17 protein-coding genes are annotated in these 23124 nt (G+C 72.8%); 5 read left to right on the forward strand and 12 right to left on the reverse strand.

Annotation, left to right across the window (positions count from 1 at the left end):
- Window positions 1-230: 230 nt before the first annotated feature.
- The 5 genes from hisG to ACWEFJ_RS30200 all read right to left on the reverse strand — a co-directional run bounded on the left by hisG (window position 231) and on the right by ACWEFJ_RS30200 (window position 4906).
- Window positions 231-1094, reverse strand: coding sequence for an ATP phosphoribosyltransferase (gene hisG / locus ACWEFJ_RS30180; RefSeq protein ID WP_378092126.1), 864 nt, complete (start codon window positions 1092-1094; stop codon window positions 231-233).
- A 185-nt stretch (window positions 1095-1279) separates the two neighbouring features.
- Complete coding sequence (locus tag ACWEFJ_RS30185) at window positions 1280-2407, reverse strand: acyltransferase family protein (protein ID WP_449715779.1); 1128 nt, start codon at window positions 2405-2407, stop codon at window positions 1280-1282.
- A gap of 73 nt (window positions 2408-2480) precedes the next feature.
- On the reverse strand, window positions 2481-3188 hold the full coding sequence (locus ACWEFJ_RS30190) for a GNAT family N-acetyltransferase (RefSeq protein ID WP_449715780.1): 708 nt from the start codon (window positions 3186-3188) through the stop codon (window positions 2481-2483).
- 66 nt (window positions 3189-3254) lie between these two features.
- On the reverse strand, window positions 3255-3836 hold the full coding sequence (locus ACWEFJ_RS30195) for an FMN reductase (RefSeq protein WP_378092132.1): 582 nt from the start codon (window positions 3834-3836) through the stop codon (window positions 3255-3257).
- Complete coding sequence (locus ACWEFJ_RS30200; RefSeq protein ID WP_378092134.1) at window positions 3833-4906, reverse strand: LLM class flavin-dependent oxidoreductase; 1074 nt, start codon at window positions 4904-4906, stop codon at window positions 3833-3835. The genes ACWEFJ_RS30195 and ACWEFJ_RS30200 overlap by 4 nt, the downstream gene beginning before the upstream one ends.
- A 144-nt stretch (window positions 4907-5050) precedes the next feature.
- Here ACWEFJ_RS30200 and ACWEFJ_RS30205 point away from each other — a divergent pair, with 144 nt between their 5' ends.
- Complete coding sequence (locus ACWEFJ_RS30205; protein ID WP_449715781.1) at window positions 5051-6109, forward strand: acyl-CoA dehydrogenase family protein; 1059 nt, start codon at window positions 5051-5053, stop codon at window positions 6107-6109.
- 31 nt (window positions 6110-6140) lie between these two features.
- Here ACWEFJ_RS30205 and ACWEFJ_RS30210 read toward each other — a convergent pair whose 3' ends face one another.
- Together ACWEFJ_RS30210 and ACWEFJ_RS30215 are read right to left on the reverse strand one after the other, a co-directional pair.
- Window positions 6141-9548 carry a DNA topoisomerase (ATP-hydrolyzing) gene (locus tag ACWEFJ_RS30210; RefSeq protein WP_449715782.1) on the reverse strand — a complete coding sequence of 1136 codons (3408 nt, stop codon included), beginning with the start codon at window positions 9546-9548 and terminating at the stop codon, window positions 6141-6143.
- Between the two features lie 30 nt (window positions 9549-9578).
- A complete protein-coding gene (locus tag ACWEFJ_RS30215) occupies window positions 9579-11621 on the reverse strand; it encodes a DNA gyrase/topoisomerase IV subunit B (RefSeq protein WP_378092140.1) in 2043 nt (680 codons plus the stop codon).
- A 229-nt stretch (window positions 11622-11850) separates the two neighbouring features.
- Between ACWEFJ_RS30215 and ACWEFJ_RS30220 the strand changes: the two genes are divergently transcribed.
- Together ACWEFJ_RS30220 and ACWEFJ_RS30225 are read left to right on the forward strand one after the other, a co-directional pair.
- Complete coding sequence (locus ACWEFJ_RS30220; protein ID WP_449715783.1) at window positions 11851-12279, forward strand: hypothetical protein; 429 nt, start codon at window positions 11851-11853, stop codon at window positions 12277-12279.
- An 80-nt stretch (window positions 12280-12359) separates the two neighbouring features.
- Window positions 12360-14393, forward strand: coding sequence for a hypothetical protein (locus tag ACWEFJ_RS30225; protein WP_449715784.1), 2034 nt, complete (start codon window positions 12360-12362; stop codon window positions 14391-14393).
- A gap of 171 nt (window positions 14394-14564) precedes the next feature.
- On the opposite strand, the gene ACWEFJ_RS30230 is transcribed toward ACWEFJ_RS30225, so the two are convergent.
- A complete protein-coding gene (locus ACWEFJ_RS30230; RefSeq protein WP_378092146.1) occupies window positions 14565-15608 on the reverse strand; it encodes a polysaccharide deacetylase family protein in 1044 nt (347 codons plus the stop codon).
- 130 nt (window positions 15609-15738) lie between these two features.
- Here ACWEFJ_RS30230 and ACWEFJ_RS30235 point away from each other — a divergent pair, with 130 nt between their 5' ends.
- Both ACWEFJ_RS30235 and ACWEFJ_RS30240 read left to right on the forward strand, forming a co-directional pair.
- The gene (locus tag ACWEFJ_RS30235) at window positions 15739-17316 is read left to right on the forward strand and encodes a putative glycoside hydrolase (protein ID WP_378092148.1); all 1578 of its coding nucleotides are present in this window, start codon (window positions 15739-15741) and stop codon (window positions 17314-17316) included.
- Window positions 17313-18110: a DUF3152 domain-containing protein gene (locus ACWEFJ_RS30240; protein ID WP_378092150.1), complete on the forward strand. Its 798-nt coding sequence runs from the start codon at window positions 17313-17315 to the stop codon at window positions 18108-18110. The genes ACWEFJ_RS30235 and ACWEFJ_RS30240 overlap by 4 nt, the downstream gene beginning before the upstream one ends.
- 339 nt (window positions 18111-18449) lie before the next feature.
- On the opposite strand, the gene ACWEFJ_RS30245 is transcribed toward ACWEFJ_RS30240, so the two are convergent.
- From ACWEFJ_RS30245 to ACWEFJ_RS30260, 4 genes are all read right to left on the reverse strand, one after another.
- Window positions 18450-19799 (reverse strand): GH1 family beta-glucosidase, encoded by a 1350-nt coding sequence (locus ACWEFJ_RS30245; protein ID WP_449715785.1) that lies wholly within the window; start codon window positions 19797-19799, stop codon window positions 18450-18452.
- Between the two features lie 106 nt (window positions 19800-19905).
- Window positions 19906-20787: a carbohydrate ABC transporter permease gene (locus ACWEFJ_RS30250; RefSeq protein ID WP_378092154.1), complete on the reverse strand. Its 882-nt coding sequence runs from the start codon at window positions 20785-20787 to the stop codon at window positions 19906-19908.
- A 15-nt stretch (window positions 20788-20802) separates the two neighbouring features.
- Window positions 20803-21723 carry a carbohydrate ABC transporter permease gene (locus tag ACWEFJ_RS30255; protein ID WP_378092156.1) on the reverse strand — a complete coding sequence of 307 codons (921 nt, stop codon included), beginning with the start codon at window positions 21721-21723 and terminating at the stop codon, window positions 20803-20805.
- Window positions 21723-22967: an ABC transporter substrate-binding protein gene (locus tag ACWEFJ_RS30260; RefSeq protein ID WP_449715786.1), complete on the reverse strand. Its 1245-nt coding sequence runs from the start codon at window positions 22965-22967 to the stop codon at window positions 21723-21725. Before ACWEFJ_RS30260 ends, ACWEFJ_RS30255 begins: the two co-directional genes overlap by 1 nt.
- Window positions 22968-23124: the final 157 nt, after the last annotated feature.

The raw sequence follows: 23124 nt of genomic DNA on the forward strand, positions 1-23124 counted from the left end.
GGAGGCGCGAGACGACCCGCCAGACCGGATCTAGCACCCGCGTGTCCTACGTTCAAAACGCGCGTGTCCTACGTTCAGAACGCGCGTGTCCTACGTTCAGAACGCGCGTGTCCTACGTTCAGAACGCGCGTGTCCTACGTTCGGGACCCCCGAGTTCAACGCTCGGAACGACGAACTCCACGCCCCCGCACGGCACGGCGTGCGGGAACGTGGAGTCCGGGTGGGCGGTGCTAGATGCGGCAGGTGTCCAGGGAGCTGACCAGGATCGCGCGCGCGCCCACGCGCCACAGCTCGTCCATGATGAACGGCGCGTCGTCGCGCGGCACGAGGGAGCGCACGGCCACCCAGCCCTCGCGGGCCAGCGGCGAGACGGTGGGCGACTCGATGCCGGGCACGAGCTTGAACGCCTCCTCCTGCGCCTCCACCGGGCAGTCGAAGTCGAGGATCACGTACCGGCGGGCGATCAGCACGCCCTGGAGCCGGCGGTGCAGGATCTCGACCGAGCGCACCGCGTCGGGGGTCTCGGCGACCGTGTCGCCCTGGATCAGCACGGCCTCGGACTTGAGGATCGGCGAGCCGAACGTCTCCAGCCCGGAGGTCTTCAGCGTGATGCCGGTTTCCACGACGTCGGCGATCGCGTCGGCCACGCCCAGCTCCACGGCGGTCTCCACCGCGCCGTCGAGCCGCACGAGGTGCGCCTTGATGCCGAGGTCGGACAGGTGGTGCTCGACCAGGTTCGGGTAGCTGGTCGCGATGCGCCGGCCCTCCAGGCCCGCGGCGTCCTGGATGCCGCCGGGCTTGGACGCGAAGTAGAACGACGCCCGGCCGAAGCCCAACGGCAGGATTTCCTTCGCCGACACGGTGGAATCGAGCAGCAGATCACGACCGGTGATGCCGACGTCCAACGACCCCTCGCCCACGTACACCGCGATGTCGCGGGGACGCAGGAAAAAGAACTGCACATCATTTGCCGGGTCCGCCACGATCAGCTCACGGCCGGACCTGTTCACCCGGTAGCCCGCTTCGGCCAGCATTTGCGCCGCGGGAGCACTCAACGAGCCCTTGTTGGGCAGGGCGAAGCGAAGAGGAGCCATGGCGCGCAGTCTCCCACACCGGGGGACGGATCCCCGTCTCGGGGACGCCCCGGTGTCCCACGGTGTGGAAACCACGCGGTGTCGCGCCCGGGTCACCCGTCCGTGGTTCCCACCACGTGAGCGCGGCGCCTCCCGCATTGTCCCGCGGGTCCATTCAACCGAATAACCGCCGAACGCCGAACAAATCAGAAGAAACGGCCGACCCTGGTGCGCGTGGTCAATAGCCAGCCGGCCCCGAATGACACCGCGATGGCGACCGCCGCCACCAGGAACGCTTTCACCTCGGCCGGGAACGGCAACGGCCGGGCCGCCACCGCGAGCACGACCAGCACCGGGCCCTGGATGAAGAACGCGGCGAACGCCCCGCGGGCCAGGGCGGTGGCCAGCGGTCCGTCCCGGGTGAGCCGCCGCTGCGCCCAGCCGAGCAGCCACACCGACCCGCCGACCACCAGCACGGCCTCGACCGCGGCGAACAGCAGCGCCTCCCACCGCCAGCCGCCGAGGAACGGGCCCGCCTGTCCCGCGAGGTCGGACACGCCCAGCGCGACCGCGACCACGGGCACGGCCGCGAGCGTCAGCACCGCCACCACGCGGCTGCCGCGCCACATCCGTTCCGGCACCCACCGCGCCAGGCCCGAGCGCGCGCCGACGATGCCGACCCCGAACATCGCGATCAACTGCGGCCACCACCAGATGTGCAGGTCGCCGACCTGGCCGCTGCGCGCGGGGAACCACAGCCGCACCGCGAACGTGCTCACCGCGACCCCGGCCGTGACCGCGACGAGGTGGCCGCCCGTCAGCGCGAACGGCCCGTCGCCCGGCCGGCCGAACAGCGCGTAGGCGACGGAGAACAGGAGCAGGATCTCCACGAACCACAGGGAACCGGAGTCCAGCAGCGGGTCGCGGTGGGTGAACACCCACCACGGCGTGACGTCGTGCCCGGCGGCCCGGTAGGCCACCCACATCGTCAGCGGCCACACCAGCAACGCCGACACCGCGAACGGCACGCCCAGCCGCACGAGGCGGTCCACGACGAACCGGCGGGGGCCCTTGTGCGCGAGCGACTGCGGCGTGAACAGGCCGGACAGCAGGTAGAAGGTGCCCATCAGGAACAGCCCGGACGGCCCGAGGACGGCCGCCAGCACGGTCTCCACCCGAGGCGCGAACGTGACCTCGTTGACCTCGTCGTACGGCCACCCGCCCACCGCCGAGTACCCGAGGAGCGCGTGCCCGCCGATCACCCAGGCGACGAGCAGCACCTTCAGGTTGTCCACCGCGGCCAGCCGGGACCGCTGCCCCACCTCTGCGGTCATCCTCCCACGGTAACGGCTGCCGGCCCGCGCACGCCCGGCGAATTTCGCCCCGCGCGGGCGGCCCGGCCGCTGGTCACGCCCCGTTCGACCACCAGGCGGCGGGCGTCACGACGGAGAAGCCGAGCGACTCGTACAGCGGCAGCCCGGCCTTGGCCGCGCTGAGCGTCAGGGGCAGCGGGAACTCGTTGATCACCGCGTGCATCAGCGCCCGGCCGACGCCGCGCGAGCGGTGCTCGGGCAGGGTCGTCACCCAGTACACGCCGACCGCGCCGGCCGCCTCGACGGTCAGGCACGCCCCGGCGACCTCGCCCTCCCGCCACGCGGTGTGCACGCGGAACCCCTCGTGGTCCTTCAGCGCCCACGGCAGCGCGTTGCCGGTCGGGAAGCCGGGCATCGGGAAGCCGTCGACCACCACCCGCTCGGCCACGGCCCACTCCTCGGCCGTGCGCACCACCCTGACCTCCAGGGCGGGCGGCGTCACGGGCGCGGGCGGGCGGATCATGACCGGCAGGTGGCGCGCGGTGAGGCCGAGCGCCTCGCCGTCGATCGTGCCGAACGAGTCCTCGACCACCACCCGCGCCTCGGCCCGCTTGACCAGCAGCTGCAACTCCGCGAAGTCGTCCGGGTCGAGGTCCGGGCGCACCGCGAGCACCCGCAGCAGGGTCGGCCCGCTCATCGCGAGGAACCCGGCGCGGGTGATCAGGTCGTGCCCGCGGGTGCGGGCCAGCGCGGTGGTGAGGACGGCGGCGTTGCGCACCGCGAGGTGCAGGGAGGCGGACATGGGCCGAACCCTATTCGGCGCCCGGCCGGTGGTCAGGCCCATTTCCGCCGCGTCCGACCCCGCCGGTCAGCGGCCGGCGAGCAGTTGGTCGAACGGCACGAAGTCCTCGGTCGCGGGCTTGGCGGGCGCGCGGCCGACGAGCAGGTCGGCCAGCTCCCCGGCGGCCCGCTCGACGCGGCCGGGCAGGCCCTCCGCGCCCCAGTCCGAGGACGCCGCGTACACGCCGGTCGGGACGACGATCGCCCGCATGTACGCGAACAGCGGCCGCAGCGCGTGGTCCAGCACCAGCGAGTGGCGCTCGGTGCCGCCGGTCGCGCCGATCAGCACCGGCTTGCCCGCCAGCGAGCCAGGCTCCAGCACGTCCACGAACGACTTGAACAAGCCGCTGTAGGACGCGTTGAACGTGGGCGTCACGGCGATCAGCGCGTCCGCGCCGACCACCGACTCCACCACCTCGCGCAGTCGCGCGCTCGGGAACCCGGTGACGAGGTTGTCCGCGATGTCGCGGGCCACGTCCCGCAGGTGCGTGGTGCGCACGTCCAGGTCGGGCACGAGCCGCTGGGTCGCCTCCGCGAGCCGGGTCGCGAGCAGCTGGGTGGACGAGGGCGACCCGAGCCCCGCCTGCACGACCGCCAGCGTCGTCGTCATCGGACCTCCGCCTTCCGCAGCGAGGCGTGGGTGGGGGCGTCGGGCACGTCGGCCGGGCGGCCGACCGCGAACTCCCGGCGCAGGGTGGGCACGATCTCGCCGAGGAAGTCGAGCTGCTCCAGCACCGTCTTCAGCGGCAGGCCCGCGTGGTCGATCAGGAAGAGCTGCCGCTGGTAGTCGCCGAAGTGGTCGCGGAAGGTCAGCGTCTTGTCGATGACCTCCTGCGGGCTGCCGACGGTCAGCGGCGTCTGGTCGGTGAACTCCTCCAGCGACGGCCCGTGGCCGTAGACCGGGGCGTTGTCGAAGTACGGGCGGAACTCGCGGACGGCGTCCTGCGAGTTGCGGCGCATGAACACCTGGCCGCCGAGGCCGACGATCGCCTGGTGCGCCGCGCCGTGCCCGTAGTGCTCGAAGCGCTCGCGGTAGAAGCCGATCAGCCGCTGGAAGTGCTCCTTGGGCCAGAAGATGTGGTTGGCGAAGAAGCCGTCGCCGTAGTAGGCGGCCTGCTCGGCGATCTGCGGGCTGCGGATCGAGCCGTGCCAGACGAACGGCGGCACGCCGTCGAGCGGGCGCGGGGTCGAGGTGAACGACTGCAGGGGCGTGCGGTGCTTGCCCTCCCAGTCCACCACGTCCTCCCGCCACAGCTTGTGCAGCAGCGCGTAGTTCTCGATGGCCAGGTCGATGCCGTCGCGGATGTCCTTGCCGAACCACGGGTACACCGGGCCGGTGTTGCCGCGGCCCATGATCAGGTCCACCCGGCCGTCGGCCAGGTGCTGGAGCATGGCGTAGTCTTCCGCGATCTTGACGGGGTCGTTGGTGGTGATCAGCGTGGTGGCCGTGGACAGGATCAGCCGCTCCGTGCGCGCGGCGACGTAGCCGAGCATCGTCGTCGGCGACGACGGCACGAACGGCGGGTTGTGGTGCTCGCCGGTCGCGAAGACGTCCAGGCCGACCTCTTCGGCCTTGAGCGCGATGGCGACCATGGCCTTGATGCGCTCGGCCTCGGTCGGCGTCCGGCCCGTGGTGGGGTCGGGCGTCACGTCGCCGACGGTGAAGACACCGAACTGCATGGCCACTCACTCCTCGATCAGGTAGTTGTACTTTCAACTAACCGGCACAACAGTACCCGGTGATCGGCTATTCCGGTGTTGTCTGGTGGCGCGGAGCACGCCAAGGTGAGTGTCACGGGTCACCTATGGGGGAGGCACGGCACGGTGCAGCACGAGCTGGTGCGGCGCGCCGCGGGGATCGTCCCCGTCCTGCGCGCCCACGCCGCCTGGGGTGACGAGCACCGCAGGCTGCACGAAGGCGCGCTGGAGGCGATGGCCGACGCCGGCGTGCTGCGCCTGCGGGTGCCCGCCGAGCACGGCGGCCACGAGGCGGACCTCGCCACCGTGGTCGAGGTCATCGCCGAGCTGGCGCGCGGCGACGGGTCGGCGGCGTGGACCGCGGCCGTGTGGGCGGTCTCCACGTGGGTGGTCGGCCAGTTCCCCGAAGAGGTCCGGCGGGAGGTCTTCGCCAAACCCGACGTGCGCGTCACCGGCATCCTCAGCCCCACCGCGACCGCCGAGCCGGTCGGCGGCGGCGTGCTGGTCAACGGGCGGTGGGCGTTCACCACGGGCGCGCCCCAGAGCCACTGGACCACCAACGCCGCCCTCCTCACGCCCGACCGCGTGCCGGTCGCCCTGGCCATCCCGCTGGTGGACCTGGAGGTGCTGGACGACTGGCACACCACCGGCCTGCGCGCCACCGGCTGCGTGACCACGGTGGCGAAGGACGTGTTCGTCCCCTCCGACCGGGTGCTGCGCCTCGCGCCGGTGCTGAGCGCCGACCCGGGTGCGTCCGCCCCGATGTTCCGCGCGCCGTTCGTCCCGGCCGCCTGCGCCACCGTCAGCGCCCCCGCCGCCGGCCTGGCCCGGGCCGCCGTCGAGGTGTTCGCCGCGGGACCGTCGGCGTCCCCGGCGCGCATCCGCGAGGCCACCGTGCTGGCCGACGAAGCCGAGTTCCACGCCCGCCGCAGCGCCGCCGTCGTCGACCACAAGGCCGCGTGCGGCGAGGAGTGGACCGCCGAGGACCGCGCGGGCGTCCGCCGCGACCTCGGCGAGGCGTGCCTGAGAGCCCGCGACGCGGTCGACGTCCTGGACGGCGACCACCCCACCCTGCGCCGCGTCCGGCGGGACGCGCACGCGCTGAACCTGCACGCCATCCTCCACCCGAACGCGAGCCTGGAGCGCTACGGCCCGGTGTTCCTCGGACGACCGAAGGAGCCGTAGCCGACGGCTCCCCCGGTCGCCACCACCGCGGTCAGTCGCGCTCGATCACGTGACCCACGACGTCCGGACCGGGGTGGGCGTGGCCCGAGCCGTCGCGGCGGTCGTCCGGGGCCGGCAGCTCCACCGGCGAGCCGTTCTCCGCCGCGCCCGCCGGGCGCGGACCCACCCAGGCCAACGCCAGGCCCGTCTCGCCCTTGAGGAACCGGTGCGCCCGGACACCTCCCGTGGCCCGGCCCTTCGCCGGGTACGCCGACAACGGCGTCACCTTGACGCTCTGGCCGGTCGACGTGACCACCATCGGCTCGCCGTGCTCGTCGTCGTCCGTGCGCACCGCGCCGAAGAACACCACCCGAGCGCCCGAGCCGACGTTGATGCCCGCCATGCCGCCGCCGCGCAAGCCCTGCGGCCGCACCAGCGACGCGGAGTAGCGCAACAGCGAAGCCTCCGACGTCACGAACACCAACGTCTCGTCGGCCCCGGTCAGCCACGTCGCGCCGACCACCTCGTCACCCTCCTTGAGGGTGATCACCTCGAACTCGTCCGACCGCACCGGCCACTCCGGCGCGCACACCTTCACCGTGCCCGACCTCGTGCCCAGCGCCAGCCCCGGCGACCCGGTGTCGGTCAACGGGGCGATGCCCACGACCCGCTCCCCCGCCTCCAGGTCCACCAGCTCGCCGGCCGCCATGCCGCCGCTCAACGACACCGTGCCGCTCTGCTCCGGCAGCACCGGTAGCGGCAGCACGTCCGTCTTGAACGCCCGACCCCGGTTCGTCACCAGCAACACCTGACCGCGCGCCGTGGTGTGCACCGTCGCCGCCACCGCGTCGTGCCTGGTCCGGCCCTTGCGGCGGCGCGCCTCCGACGACTCCTCCGACTCCGCCGCCGTCCGCGCCACCAGCCCGGTCGCGGACAGGATCACCTGGCACGGGTCGTCGGCGACCTCCAGCGGCCCGGCCGGCTTCGACGCCGCCAGCACCTCCTTCAGGTCGCCGTCCAGCAACGTGGTCCGGCGCTCCTGCTGCAGGTCCTTGGCCACCTTCGCCAGCTCCGTCGACACGACCTTCTTCAACACGGCCGGGTCGTCCAGGATCCTGGTCAGCTCGGCGATCTCCTGGCGCAGCTTCTCCTGCTCCGCCTCCAGCTCCAACGAGTCGTAGCGGGTCAACCGGCGCAACGGCGTGTCCAGGATGTAGGTCGCCTGGACCTCGGAGAGCTTGAACGACTTCATCAAGCCCTCCTTCGCGGCGGCCGCGTTCTCGCTGCCCCGGATCAGCTTGATCACCTTGTCGATGCTCAGCAGCGCCTTGAGCAGGCCCTCGACCAGGTGCAACCGGTCCTCGCGCTTGCGCCGCCGGTACCGGGTGCGCCGCGTGACCACGTCGTAGCGGTGCTGCAGGAACACCTCCAGCAGCGCCTTGAGGCCCAACGTGCGCGGCTGACCGTCCACCAGCACCAGGTTGTTGATGCCGAACGACTGCTCCATCGGCGTCAGCCGGTACAGGTCGGCCAGCAACGCCTGCGGGTTCACCCCGACCTTGCACTCGATCACCACGCGGGTGCCGTTCTCGCGGTCGGTGAGGTCCTTGACGTCGGAGATCCCGGTCAGCCGCTTGGACTTGGTGACCTCGTCGGTGATCTTCTCGATGATCTTCTCCGGGCCGACGCCGTAGGGCAGCTCGGTCACCGTGATCGCCTGCCGGCCACGGCTGCCCTCCAGCAACCCGGTCTCGACCTTGGCCCGCATCCGCACCACGCCGCGCCCGGTCTCGTACGCCTTGCGCACCTCGTCCAGCCCGAGCAGCACCCCACCGGTCGGCAGGTCCGGGCCGGGGATGAACTCCATCAGCTTGTCCAGCGACGCGTCGGGGTGCGTGACCAGGTACCGCGCCGCCGCCACGACCTCGCCCAGGTTGTGCGGGATCATGTTCGTCGCCATGCCGACCGCGATCCCCGACGTGCCGTTGACCAGCAGGTTCGGGAACGCCGCCGGCAGCACGGACGGCTCCTGCAACGAGCCGTCGTAGTTGGGCCGGAAGTCGACCGTCTCCTCGTCCAGCTCCCCGACCAGCAACATGGCCGCCGGCGACATCCGGGCTTCGGTGTAACGCGAGGCCGCCGGTCCGTCGTCCGGGCTTCCAAAATTGCCGTGCCCGTCGATCAACGGGGTGTTGAGCGAGAAGTCCTGCGCCAGGCGGACCATCGCGTCGTAGATCGCGGTGTCGCCGTGGGGGTGGTACTTGCCCATGCAGTTGTGCACCACGAAGCCGCTCACCACGAACGCGTGCTCGGGGCTCGCCACCTGGATGTCGTAGGTGGTGTCCGGCGCGGCCGGCGCGACGGAGACGACGTGCGGCAACGGGTTGTCCGGGGCGTGCCTCGCCGCGCGGATCACCCGGACCAGGCCGTCCTGGCGCGGGCCGACGCCGGTCCAGCGCAGCAGCGCCACGGCGAGCGCGGCGGCGTCGCGGCCGGTGACGGTCAGGGTCGTCGCGTCGCGGCGGGCGCGGATGCCCGAGTCGGCGAGCACGGCGTACTCGGCGTCGCCGCCGGGCAGGACGATGCCGTCGCCGACCGCTCCCCCGGCGACGAACAGGCCCGCGAGGAACGGCGTCCACGACGTGCGGTCGCGCAGCACGGCGTCCGGGCGGCCGGTCGCGGCGGCGGCCAGGTCGGGGTGGTGGGCGAAGGTCAGGGCGTGCCGGTCGCCGTCCTTGTCGCGGGATGTGGTCACGCCGTGGGCGATGGCCCAGCCGTGGGCGATGTCGACCGCGTCGGCGTCCGCCGGGCCGAGCCGCACCCGGCCGTCGGCGAGCACCTCGCCGGACGCGGCGAGCAGGCCGATCACGAAACCGGACGCGTCGCCGTCGGCGAGCAGGGTCGCGTGGCGCTCGGGGCCGAAGCCGGTCGTGCGGGCGCCGGCCAGGTCGCGGGCCGCGGTCCAGTCGGCGTCGGTCCAGCCGTCCCGGTCGCCGGTGTGGAACCGCTGGCCGGGCGTGACGAGCATCGAGTGGCCGTCCGACCAGGTGACGCGCACCAGCTCCGACCCGGGGTTCTCGTAGACCTCGGCGACCTCCACCGGCTCGCCGCGCCCGTCCAGCACGAGGTCGCCGACCTCGATGTCCTCGATCGGCCGCAGGCCCTCCGGGGTGGAGACGAGCGCGCCGCGCACGAAGCAGTCGCCGACCACGCGCGAGGACTTCACGTACGGGCTGGTCGGGCGGTGGCCCTGCTCGTTCATCGAGAACAGGATCCGGCGGTGGACCGGCTTGAGGCCGTCCCGCGCGTCCGGCAGGGCGCGGGAGTGGATCACCGAGTAGGCGTACTCCAGGTAGGAGTCCTCGATCTCCGTGGTCAGCGAGTTGTCGAAGACCTGGGCGCCCGCGCGGTCGAAGGCGGACGGGTCGACCCTGGTGGTGGGGGTCTTGCGGCGTGCCATGGTCGGTCGTTCCCTCGTGTGTCAGGCGTGTCAGACGTCGATCGCGGACTGGTCGACCCGGGCGGCCGACTCGACGAGCCACGCCCGGCGCGGCTCGACCTTCTCGCCCATGAGCAGCTCCAACGCGGCTTCCGCGGCCTCCGCGTCGTGCATGGTGATGCGGCGCACCGAGCGGGTGGCGGGGTTCATCGTGGTCTCCCACAGCTCGTCCGCGTCCATCTCGCCGAGGCCCTTGAACCGGGGCACCGGTTTGACCACCGTCTTGCCGGCCTTCTCGAGCTTGGCGACCTTCTGCTCCATCTCGCGCTGGGTGAAGGTGAAGTGGGTCTCGGGGTTGCGGCCCTTGGTCACGACCTTGTGCAGCGGCGGCATGGCGGCGTAGAGCCGCCCGTCCTCGATCACGGGCCGCATGTACTTGGCGAACAGGGTGATCAGGAGGGTGCGGATGTGAGAGCCGTCGACGTCCGCGTCGGCCATCAGGATGACCCGGCCGTAGCGCATGGCGGCGAGGTCGAACGTGCGGCCGGTGCCCGCGCCGAGGACCTGCACGATGCTCGCGATCTCGGCGTTGCGGAGGGTGTCGGCGAGGCTGGCCTTCTGCACGTTGAGGATCTTGCCGCGCAGCGGGAGCAGCGCCTGGTACTCGGACACGCGGGCCATGCGGGCCGAGCCGAGGGCGCTGTCGCCTTCCACGAGGAACAGCTCGCTGCGGGACACGCCGGTGGTGCGGCAGTCGACCAGCTTCGCGGGCATCGCCGCGCCTTCGAGGGCGGTCTTGCGGCGGGCGGCGTCCTTCTGCTGCTTCTGGGTCAGGCGGACGCGGGAGGCGTCGACGACCTTCTGCAGGACGATCTTGGCCTCGGCCTTGGTGCGGCGGTCCTCGGTCCACGCCTTGAGGTGCTTCTCGACCACGCCGAGCGTGACCTTGGTGATGCCGGCGGTGGACAGCTCGTCCTTGGTCTGGGAGGTGAACTGCGGCTCGGGGATGCGGACGTGGACGACGGCGGTCATGCCTTCGAGCACGTCGTCCAGGGTGGGCGGGTCCTCCTTGGGCTTGAGCAGGCCCCTGGTCCGGCCGATGGCGTCCTGGAGGGACTTGAGCACGGCGCGTTCGAAGCCGCGGCGGTGGGTGCCGCCGTGGACGTTGCGGATGGTGTTGGTGAAGCACTCGACGGTGCGCTCGTAGCCGGTGCCCCAGCGCAGCGCGATCTCGACCTCGGCGTGGCGCTCGACCTTGGACCGCATGACGCCGTTCTCGTCGGCCGCGTTCTCGTGGTAGACGCCCGTGCCGGTGACGAGCAGGGTGCCGGAGACGGGCTTGTCGCCGGCGGGCGCGAGGTGGTCCACCATGTCGACCAGGCCGCCCGGGTAGTGGAAGGTCTCCTCCTGGATCCCGTCGTCGGTGGCGACGCGCAGGACGTAGGTGACGCCGGGGACGAGGAACGCGGTGTTGCGCAGCTTGGTGCGGACGGCCTCGACGTCGAGCGCCGCGCCGTTCTCGAAGTAGCGGGCGTCGTGCCAGTAGCGGGTGGAGGTGCCGGTGCGCTTGGTGCGGCCGGTGACGCGCAGGCCGGACTGGGGGGTGAAGCCGGCCCGGGGGCCGGGGCCGTCGAACACGCCGGGGATGCCGTGCTTGAACGACATCTCGTGCGTCTTGCCCTCGCGGCGGACGACGACGTCGTAGCGGTGGGACAGGGCGTTGACGGCGGAGGCGCCGACGCCGTGCAGGCCGCCGGAGGTCTTGTAGCCGGAGCCGCCGAACTTGCCGCCGGCGTGCAGCCGGGTGAGGACGAGTTCGACGCCGGACAGGCCGGACTTGGCGTGGATGCCGGTGGGGATGCCGCGGCCGTCGTCGTCGACCTGGACGCTGCCGTCGGCGTGCAGGGTGACGACGATCCTGGTGGCGTGGCCGGCCACGCCTTCGTCGGTGGAGTTGTCGACCACCTCGGTGAACAGGTGGTTGACGCCCCTGCTGTCGGTGGACCCGATGTACATGCCGGGGCGCTTGCGCACCGCCTCGAGACCCTCCAGGTGGGTCAGGTCGTCGGCCCCGTACAGGATCTCAGCGGTCACCGGGTCGTTCTCCCCAGGTCGTGGCGTGCGTCGAGCGGTTCACGGTAACCGAGGACCGCGCGTGATCCGCGCACCTCCCCGGTCTCCCGCTACGGTCGGGGCACGGTGGTTCGGTGGTTCACCCGCGATCTTGTCATACTCGAACACAGGTTCGAACATGGAATCACAACGGAGCAGGTGCGCGCGGGACCGGTCGGTGTGGCGTACCCGTCACGCGGGCGTTCCACGCGTGGTGCGGGCGTGGTTGGTCGCGTCGGCGTTGAGCGGCGTGCCGTCGACCGTGCACGCCCTGTTGACGCGCGGTGACGTTCTGCGCTCGACGCGGGCGGCGGCGACGCTGCTGGGCGGCACGGGTGTGATCCGCGGCGCGGTCGCCCACCTCGGCGTGTCGGCCTGGTGGACGGTCGTGCTGGCGACCCTGGACCGGCGGTGGCGGTTGGACGCGCGCCGGGGCGCGGTGGCCGGGGCGGTGATCGCGGCGGTGGACCTGGAGGTGGTCGGGCGGCGCTTCCCGGCGGTCCGGCGGTTGCCCCGGGCGGCGCAGTGGGCGGACCACGTGGCGTTCGGCGCGCTGGTGGGAGCCGTTCTGCGGTCCACAGTGGACGTGGTGGCCGAGTGCGGTCACACCCGTTCGGGTGTCACCCGCGTAGAGTGCTGACATTCCCGCGTTGTCCTGCCTGGAGGTGATCGGGCGCCTTGATGTTCCGACGTGCCGCGCCCAAGGAGCGTGCCCCGCAAGTGGAGCCGGTGGTCGAGCGCGAGACACCCGCGCCGGTCGCGCCACCCGCGCCGACACCGGCGCCGACACCCGCGCCGGACCGGTTCTCGGCGTCGTTCGCGGGCGCGACCCTGGTGATCGGGCCGCCCGGCGGCGCGAGCCCGGCCGCGGTCGCGCTCGGGCGCAGCCTGCCCGTCGACCGGGGGCGCACGGTGGTCGTCGTGGACGCGCCGCACGGTGACGAGGCGTCGTTCTGGCCGGTGGTCGCCACGGCGTTGCAGGGCCGGGGACCGGTCCGGCTGATGACGCCGCACTCCGGCTCGATGCGCCCGACCGCGCCCGCGCAGTGGCTGAGCGAGCAGTTGCAGGCCGAGGTCGTGGCGCCGGACGGCGCGGTCACGACCGTGCCGGGCGCGGCGTTCGTGGTGGGCTCCGGCGGGTACGGCTGCTGGCTGCGGTTCCTGCCGGGCGCGTCGCCGGTGCCGATGGGCAGGCGGTTCCCGGTGCCGAACTGGGAGGCGGTCGACCCGAACACGGCGTGGCCGACGGGCGAGGTGGGCGTCTCGGAGCCCATCCCGGCCGGGTTGTGGCTGCGGGCCCAGCGCGACCGGTTCGACCCGCAGGCTCCGGACGCGCGGGCGGTCGTGGGGCTGCCGTGCCGGGACAACGTGCTGACCGTCGTGGTCGGCGGTCCCGGTCAACCGCCCATCCCGACCGAGGAGGTGTGCCGGCTGCTGGGCGGGCTGCCGTCGGCGGCGCGGTCGCGGGTGCGGCTGGTGTGGTACGGCGGCGAGCACCAGGCGCAGGCGGTGGCCGACCAGCTCGGCGAGCCGATCTCGCTGTTCACGGGCCTGCCGGTGGGGTCGTTGCGCAGCGGCGCGGCCGTGGTGGCGGTGAACCCGCGCGGCCAGCAGACGTGGCGGCCGTACGTGACCGAGGTCCGGTACACGCCGGGTGGCGCGCCGGTCGTGTCGGGCTACCGGGTGCCGGTGCCGAACCTGGTGGAGCGGGGTCCGGGCATCTTCGACCTGGGCGGCGGCGTGGTGCTGGAGGTCGTGCCGTCGGGGCTGTGGGTGCGCGACGCGGAGGACAACGGCCCCGAGGTGCGGGCGCTGCCGGTGGACCCGGAGTGGGCCCGGCTGACCGTCGGCACGCCGGGCCGCACGACCGCGGGCGCGGTGGCGGTGGCGGGCGCGTCGCTGGTGGAACGGCTGGAGCCGGAGGTGCGGCGGCTGCTGAAGGTCGTGTTCTGCGACCCGACGCCGATGCCGCGGCCGCCGGTGGCCGAGGAGCCGCCGCCGCCCGTGCCGGCCGACGAGCCGGTGCCGCTGAGCGTGGACGGGCCGCTGGCCGACTCCCCCGCGCCGGTGTGGGGCGAGCTGGGCGGCGAGGAGGTCGTGCCGCCGGACCACCGCAGCACCGAGTCGGAGCGCGACGCGGTGCGCCGGATGCTCGGCGAGCGGTACGGGGAGCACGCGGCGGTGGCGTGCCGGCACATCGTGGAGCGCCCGGACGACCCGGAGGCGTTCGAGGCGGTGGTGACGGACCTGGCCGCGGTGTCGGCGTGCCTGCGGCACGACGAGGAGGTCATGGTCGAGGCGTTGCGCAGCGGGAAGCTGGGCCGGCTGTGGCCGTACGCGGCGGCGGTGGTATCGGGGCTGCGGCGCCTGCCGACGTACCAGGGCGTGACGGTGTGCCTGGGCGAGGCGCACCGGTACCGGACGGGTGACGTGCTGGTGGAGCACGGCCTGCTGAACACGGTGGCGGGGCCGACGGTGCCGGTCGACGGGCGGGTGGAGTTCCTGCTGTGGTCGGTGACGGGGCGGCGGGTGTCGGTGGTCGACCCGTTCGGGAGCGTGGTGCAGGAGCGGGTGCTGTTCGCGCCGGGCACGGCGTTCAAGGTGCTCGCGGTGGTGGAGGCGGAGGAGTCCGCGCCGATGCAGGTGATGGCGCAGGAGGTGGTGGGTCGCCACCAGGAGCTGCCGCCGGGGGTGCTGGGCAGCCTGGAGCGGGCCGCGGTGGCCCTGCGCAACCACGCCCGCGCCACCGCGTAGGACGGGGCCGGCCGGGTCGATGGGGCACGGCCGGCGGGGATTGGGTCGGGCACGGCCGGCGGGGTGGACGCGGTCGGCCGGAGCCGGATCGGACGCTGCCGGATCGGGCCGGATCCCGTCGGGAGCGGCCGGTCGGGACGGGCGGCGCGAGGCCGGGGTCGGGCGGGCCGGTCAGTAGGCGGCGGCCCGGTCGGCGTACCGCGGCGCGGGGGTGGTGCCGGCGGCGGCCGGGTAGGAGATCCGGTCCGGCACGCCGTCGGAGGTGTACCGCTGCGCCGGCGCGGCGGCCAGTTGGTCCAGCCACACCGCGGAGCCGTAGCGGGCGTCCTCGCCGGTCGGGTCCTGCGACCTGATCCTCGGCGTGTTCGCCGGGTCGAACTCGGCCGCGAACGGCGACGGGGCCGGGCCCGCGCCGACCATCAGCACGCACACGTACTCGTACGACCCGCTGTCGGCGGCCCCGCGCAGGGCGAGCGCGCCGTTCGCGGGGGCCGCGCCGAACGGCAGCGCGAGGCTCGTCACCCGGTGCCCCGGCACGGCCCGCTGGATCTCGGCCTGCCCGGACGCGATGGCCTCCTGCGCGCCCCGGTCGTCGGTGGACGAGAGGTTGGTGTGGTCGCGGGTGTGGTTGCCGATCTCGAAACCGTGCTCGTGCAGCCAGCGCAGGGCCGCGCCGTCCGGCGACGCGAACGGCCCGGCGTTGACGTAGAGGCTCGCCACGGGCCGGAAGCCGGGGTGCCGGGCGGCCACGTCGAGCAGGATCGCGATCGCGGTGCCGGGGGCGGGCTGCCCGTCCGGGCCGAGCGCGAACTGGGACGCGTCGCCGTCGTCGAAGGTCAGCACCACGGGGTGCGCGCCGGCCGGGAGGTCGATCCGGCCGGTGGCGTACTCGGTGGTCGTCACCGGCACGTACCCCTCGGCGGCCAGCCGTTCCAGCTCGGCGCGGAACGCCGCCGGGGTCCGGTCGTAGACCGAGGTGGGCTGGTCGGTGAGCCGGTGGTACATCAGGATCGGCACCTGGCCCAGCTCGTTGGCCCCGACCGCCGCCGGGTCGGGCGGGGCGGCGGACGACGGGGCGGCGGACGAGGACGGCCCGGGGAGCTGCGCGGCGGCGTCCCGGGGCGGCTCGGACGCCGGGTCGGCGGCGCACGCGCAGCACAGGGCCGCGACGAGGGCCAGGACGGTGGCGGCGGACGTGCGCGGCGTGCTGTTCACCCCCGGATGGTTGCTCGTCCGGGACCACCCGACACGTTCGTACACCCCATCGGATGACCTTCCGTTTGGCGCACCGCTGATCGGCTAAGCAGCAGTTAGCCGATGCCACGTCCCAGATCGGAGTCGCCCGATGTCGGAGTCGCCCCGGAAGTTCAAGCGCGTGCTCATCCCGGCCGTCGGGGTGGTGGCGCTGCTGCTCGTCGCGGGGGTCGTGACGACGATCGTCTACGGCCGCGGCGTCGGGCTCGCCGTGGCGGAGCTGGGCGACGGGACGGCTGTCACTCCTTCGGGGGTCGAGCGCGTGTCCATCACCACCGCGGAGGTCGGCGGGCTCGACCGTGTCACCGTGCACGTGGACGGACAGCCGGTGGAGGCGCGACGCGCCGACGGCCGCATGACGTTGACCGGGGTCAAGCTCGCCGAGGGCAGGCACACCCTGTCCGTGCGGGCCGCCAACCCGCTGCCCTGGATGCCGGACGTGGAGGTGCAGCGGGAGTTCACCGTGGACGCCACGCCGCCGTCGCTGAAGGTGGACGCGGCCGAGGCCGAGTCGCCGCGCGGCCCGGTGACGGTGAAGGGCGGCGCGGACGGCGCGCAGTCGGTGAAGGTCGGCGACAAGACCGTGCCGGTGCGTGACGGGAAGTTCGAGGCGTCGCTCGACTCGGTGCCCGACCGGGTGCAGGTGGAGGCCACCGACGCGGCCGGCAACGCGCAGCGCCAGGAGGTCGCGGTCAAGGTCACCCACCCGGGGATGCGCGCGGTGCACATGAGCGCCGCCGCGTGGGCGACCGCGTCCCTGCGCGACCCGGTGCTGGCGATGGCGCGCGAGGGCCGCATCGACACCGTGCAGCTCGACATCAAGGACGAGAGCGGCGAGATCGGCTACGACTCGCAGGTGCCGCTGGCCCGGCAGATCGGCGCGAACCGCAACTACTACGACGCCAAGGCGGTGATCGACGAGCTGCACGGCCTCGGCCTGCGGGTGGTCGGCCGGCTGGTGGCGTTCCGCGACCCGGTGCTCGGCAAGGCGTCGTGGCAGTCCGGCGCGCGGGACCGGGTGGCGCAGAACTCGTCCGGCGCGCCCTGGTCGGCGCACTACGGCGAGTACGCGTTCACGAACTTCGCCAACCCCGAGGTCCGCGACTACAACATCGCGATCGCCAAGGAGGCGGCGTCGCTGGGCTTCGACGACATCCTGTACGACTATGTGCGGCGGCCGGACGGCCCGCTGGGGCAGATGGTGTTCCCCGGCCTGGCCACCAGCCCGGAGCAGTCGATCGTGGAGTTCCTGCGGGACAACCGGGCGGCGGTCCGCCCGCTGGGCGCGTACCTGGGCGCGTCGGTGTTCGGCATCGCCGCGCACAGCCCGGGCGACGTGGCGCAGGACATCCCCGCCATCGCGGCGCACGTGGACTACGTCTCGCCGATGGTCTACCCGTCGCACTGGGGTCCGGGCGAGTACGGCGTGGGCAACCCGAACGCCCAGCCGTACGAGATCGTGCGGGCCTCGGTGGCCGACTTCGTCGGGATGACGCAGGGCACGGGGGCGACGGTCATCCCGTGGCTGCAGGCGTTCTCGCTGGGGGTCGCCTACGGCCCCGGCGAGGTGCAGGCGCAGGTCCGGGCGTCGGCGGAGGCGGGAGCGCCCTCGTTCCTGCTGTGGAACGCGGCCTGCACGTACGGCTCGGCCGGTTTGGAGCCCGCATGAGGGTGCTCCCGCTGGTCCCCTACCTGGCCGGGGTGTGCCTGGCCGCGACCACCGTCGTCGCGTTGGACGTCGGTTCGGCGGCGCGGTCGGCCTCCGTGGCGTGGCCGTCGGCGGGTGTCGTGCCGTCGGCCGCGCCGCAGAGCGCGGCGCGCAGCACGCCGGCGGTCGACGGGTTCCGCGCCGGGGCGGACCTGCCCGACGGGCCGCCGTTCCCGGAGCGCGGCGCGGGCACGTGGCACGTCGTGCCACCGCCGGGGGCGGGCGGAGCGGCGGGCACCCCGTACGTGGTCGAGGTCGAGGACGGGGTCGTGCTGCCGCAGGGCGACGACTGGTTCGCCGCCGTGGTGGACTACGCGTTGCGGCACCCGCGCGGGTGGTCGGGTCGGCACCCGTTCCGGCGGGTGGGCGGCGACGTGGAGCCGGAGCTGCGGATCCGGCTGACGTCGCAGGCGACCGCGCGGTCGCTGTGCGGGTTCGAGCTGCCCTACGACACGTCGTGCCGGATCGGTTCGGCGGTGCACCTCAGCACGGCCCGCTGGTTCCGCGGCTCGCACACCTACGGCCGGGACCTGTGGCGGTACCGGCTCTACGCGGTCAACCACGAGGTCGGGCACTTCCTCGGGCTGGGTCACGAGGTGTGCCCGCAGGACGGCGCGCCCGCTCCGGTGATGATGCAGCAGACGTTGAGCGCGGACAACGACGTGCTGGCGTCCATCACGACGGGCAGCGACCAGGGGGTCGTGGTGGTCCCGGACGGCAAGTCGTGCACCCCGAACCCGTGGCCGGCGCCGTGAGGCGGTCCGCGGCGACCGGCCCGGTGCGCCGCGCGGGTCGGTGGGGTCGGATCGGCCGAATCCCGGCAGCGGTCACGGCGGCCGCGTCACGGCGGCCCGGCGAGCGCGACCCAGCTCAAGCCTGCCCGGCCGGCTCGGCCGGCCCGTCCCGGCCGGCCCGGCTCGGCCAGCCCGGCTCGGTCAGGGCGGTCCGGTCAGGGCGGTCCGGTCAGGGCGGCCGGGTCGGGATTCCCAGGACCGGGCGGCCACCGTCGCGCGGACGCGCCTCCGCGCGACGGTGACCTCGCAGATCGCCGACCCCGGCGGGCGGGGTGTCGGTGATCGACGCTTCCCGGGTGCTCACCGCTTCGCGGCGACCAGGTCCCGGTACCAGTGGAAGCTCGCCCGCGGGGTGCGGACCAGCGTCTCGTAGTCCACGTGCACCAGGCCGAAGCGGTGCTTGTAGCCGTGCGCCCACTCGAAGTTGTCCAGGAACGACCACACGAAGTAGCCGCGCACGTCCACCCCGGCCGTGATCGCGTCCCGGGCCGCCGCGAGGTGGCGGCGCAGGAAGTCGATGCGCTCCTGGTCGACGAACCCGGGGTTGTCCGGGTACACGCAGCCGTTCTCGGTGATGTACACCGGCGGCAGGTCCGGGTACCGCTCCTTCAGCCCCACCAGCGTGTCGGTCAGCCCCTGCGGCTCGACCGGCCAGTTCATCGCGGTGCGCGGGACGTCCGGCAGCCGGCTGGTGTCGATGCCGATGTCGATCGACGTCCGGGTGGCCGGGTTCGGGTCGCGGTGCGGCGCGTCGGCCACGTGCTGCCGGTAGTAGTAGTTGATGCCCACGTAGTCCAGCGGCGTGGAGATCAGCTCCAGGTCGCCGTCGCGCCGGAACGACAGGTCGGTGACGCCCGCGAACGTCTCCTCGTAGTCCTCGGGGTAGCGCCCGGCGAACAGCGGCTCGGTGAACTGGCGGCGCAGCAGCAGGTCGTGCCGGCGGGCCGCGGCGACGTCGGCTTCCGAGGAGGTGACCGGGACCGACGGGGACTGGTTGAGCACGATGCCGAACTCGTGGCCGGGCGTGCCGCGCATCGCCCGCACGGCGAGGCCGTGCGCGACCAGCAGGTGGTGCGCGGCGGCGAGCGAGCCGTGGCCCTCCCGCGCGCCGGGCGCGTGCCGGCCCTCGCCGTAGCCCACGATCGAGGACACGTACGGCTCGTTGAACGTGGTCCACTTCGACACGCGGTCGCCCAGCGCGTCGTGCACGACCACCGCGTACTCGGCGAACCGCTCGGCGGTGTCGCGGGAGCGCCAGCCGCCCAGCTCCTCCAACGCCTGCGGCAGGTCCCAGTGGTACAGGGTGAGGAACGGTTCGATGCCGCGTTCCAGCAGCCCGTCGACCAGCCGCTGGTAGAAGTCCAGCCCGCGCCGCTCGACCCGGCCCGCGCCCGTCGGCAGGACCCGCGGCCACGACACGGAGAACCGGTAGGCGTCCACGCCCAGCTCGCCCAGCAGCGCCAGGTCCTCCGGCAGCCGGTGGTAGTGGTCGCACGCGACTGCTCCGGTGTCGCCGCCCGCGATCGCGCCCGGCACCGCGCCGAACGCGTCCCAGATCGACGGTCCTCTCCCGTCGGCGTCCACGGCACCTTCGATCTGGTAGGCCGATGTGGCGACGCCCCAGCGGAACCCTTGGGGGAAGTCGGTCAACTGAAACTCCTAGTCGCGGATGCGCCGGCCGTCCGGTCGCGGCGCGGTCGAGGGGAGGTGCCCGGTGGGGAGGTGCCCGGTGGGGACGAGCGGGGCGAGGAGGACGTCACCCCTTCAACGCCCCCTGCATGATCCCGCCGACGATCTGCCTGCCGAACAGCAGGAACACCACGAGCACCGGCACGGTACCGATCGTCGCGGCGGTGAGCACGAGGGTGTAGTCGGTGGTGTAGCCGCTGGCCAGGGTGTTCAGCGCGGTCTGCACGGTGGGGTTCTCCGGCGTCAGCACGACCAGCGGCCAGAAGAAGTCGTTCCACGCCTGCATGAACGTGAACAGGCCGAGCACGGCGGCGGCGGGCCGGGCGGCGGGCAGGACGACGTGCCAGTACAGGCGCAGCGAGCTGCACCCGTCCATGCGACCCGCCTCCAGCAGCTCGTCGGGCACGGCCCGCTCGAAGTACTGCCGCATGAAGAACACGCCGAACGCCGTGACCAGGCCGGGCACGATGACGGCGTGGATCTCCCCCGCCCAGCCGAAGTCGCTCATCATCATGTAGAGCGGGATGACGCCCAGCTCGGTCGGCACCGCCTGGGTGGCGACCACGACGAGCATGAGCGCCGACCGGCCGCGGAACCTGAGCTTGGCGAAGGCGAACCCGGCCAGGGTGGAGAAGAACACCACCGACAGCGTGATCGTGCCCGACACGATCAGCGAGTTCATCATCGCCAGCGCGAAGTCCGACTGGTCGAACACGCGGGAGATGTTGGCGAACAGGTTGCCGCCCGGCACCAGCACGGGCGGCACGCTGCTCACCTTGTCCGGCGTCTGCGAGGACACCACGAGCGACCAGTACACGGGGAACGCCGACCCGGCGAGCACCGCGATCAACGCCGCGTAGGTCCACGGTCCGGGCAGCCGCACCGCCCGGCGCCCGCGCCGGGCGGGTGGCGGTGCGGCGGGCGCGGGCCGGTCGAGCACGCTGGTCATGGTGTGGCTGCCCTTTCAGTCGGTCCGGATGCGGCGCGCGGCCAGGTAGCTCAACCCGGTGATCACGACCGTCGCGATGAGCAGCAGCCACGCGATGGCCGACGCGTAGCCGAAGTCGAACTTCGCGAAGCCCTGCTCGTAGAGGTAGAGCGCGGCGGTCTGGAACTGCCGGTCCGAGCCGCCGGTCGCGGCGGCCGCGCCGGGGTTGAACAGCAGCGGTTCGGCCAGCAGCCGCATGTTGCCCGCGGTGGCGATCACCGTGGAGAAGATGATCTGCGGGCGCAGCATCGGCACGGTGATCCGCCAGAACTGCTGCCAGCCGGTCGCGCCGTCCAGCCGGGCCGCCTCGTACACGCTGGTCGGGATGGCCTGCATGGAGGCCAGGAAGATCAGCGCGTGGTAGCCGGTCCAGCGCCACACCACCATCGCCGCGATGGCGGTGTGGGAGCTGGCCGTGCCCGCCTGCCAGTCGATCCGGCCCGCGCCGAACAGGTCCAGCACCCAGTTGATCAGCCCGAAGTCCCGGCCGAACAGCTGGGCGAAGATGATCGTCACGGCCGCCACCGAGGTGATGTTCGGCAGCAGCACGCCCATCCGGAAGAACGTCCGGCCGCGCAGCCGCCGGTTGAGCAGCTGCGCGATGCCGAGCGCGAACAGGATCTGCGGGACCGTGGTGAGCAGCCACAGGCTCAGCGTGTTGCCCATCGCGTTCCAGAAGTACGGGTCCGCGGTGAGCAGTCGGACGTAGTTGTCCACGCCGACGAACGTGGCGGCGTCGCCGTCGAGCAGGTTGCGGTCCTGCAGCGACACCCACGCGGTGTAGAGCAGGGGGAACAGGCCGAACACCGCGAACAGCAGGAAGTACGGCGCGATGTAGGCGTAGGGCGCGTACCGGATGTCCCACCGGTGGCGGCGTTCGCGCCAGTCCGTCTTCATCAGTCCTCGAGCCTCTTGACGTCGGAGACGAACTGCTGCCACGACTCGTCGGCGCTCTGCTTGCCCTGCTCGACGCGCTGCATGGCGTTGCCCATCTCGGTCTGCACGTCGCCGGCCTTCGGGCCCTGGTACTGGGGCTTGAGCGCGCGTGCGGCGTCGGTGAAGACCTTGCCGGTGGGCGCGTTGTTAAAGAACGGGTCCTGCTTCTGGGCGACCGACTGCTCGCTGTAGAGCTTCGGCGTGGACGGGAGCAGACCGGCGGTGGCGAACACCTTGGCCTGCTGCTCGGGCGCGGTGAGCCAGGTGACCAGCTCGACGGCCTTGTCGACGTTCTTGCCCTGCTTGGGCACGGTCAGGTAGGAGCCGCCCCAGTTGCCGCCGCCGCCGGGCACGTTCGCGAGGTCCCACTTGCCGGAGGTCTCCGGGGCCTGGTCCTTGATCTTGGCCATCATCCACGCCGGGCAGGCGAGGGTGGCGAACTGGCCCTGCTTGAAGCCGGTGTTCCACTGCGGGGTGCTGTGCAGCAGGCCCGCGGACAGACCGTCGGCCACGCCCTGCGCGACCAGGTTCCAGCCCTTGCGGATGTCGGCGTTCTCCCCCACCACGATCTTGTCGTTCTTGTCGTAGTAGCCGGTGGGGGCCTGGCCGACGATCGCGTTGAGCACGGTCGGGCCGCCGTCGAAGAACTTGGCGCCCGCGGGCGCCTTGGCCGCGAACTGCCTGCCGGTCTCCATGAACTTCTCCCAGGTCGGCCACAGGGCCGAGACCTGGTCGCGCTCGGTGGGCAGGCCGGCGGCCTCGAACAGGTCGCGGCGGTAGCAGATGGCCAGGCCGCCGACGTCGGTGCCGTAGCCGATCTGCTTGCCGTCCTTGGACAGCGAGCCCTCCCACTTCCAGTCCAGCCAGCGGTCCTTGATGTCGGACTTCAGCTCGACGAACTGGCCGGGGTTGGCCTTGAACTGGTTGATGTAGCCCACGTCGACGGCCTCGACGTCGGCCGCGCCGTTGTTCGTGGCCAGGTGGGCGGCGAGGTTCTTGTGGTGGTCGGAGTAGGAGGCGGTCCGGTCGGTGATGTCGATGTCCGGGTGCGCCTTCTCGTACTCCTCGAACAGCTGCTGGTAGCCGAAGTTGCCGAACAGCCCGATCGTGATCCTGGTCTTGCCGTCACTCGCGCCGCTGCCGCAGCCGGCGAGCACGCTCGCGGCCAGCAGGGCGGCGCCGACCAGGGCCGGAGTTCGTCTCATAACGCGGCTCTCCCTCTCCATCTCCAAGCGGGCCGTTTTCGGGCACGCCGGACTCACGTGGGGTCTGTCCGGGGGTTTCCGGCGAATTCGACCGGGTTGTGGGCCCGGCCGGTGTGGTCTACATGACAGCCGTGGGCCGCGATACCGTCAAGTAACG

The sequence above is a fragment of the Actinosynnema sp. NPDC004786 genome (genome assembly GCF_053601135.1).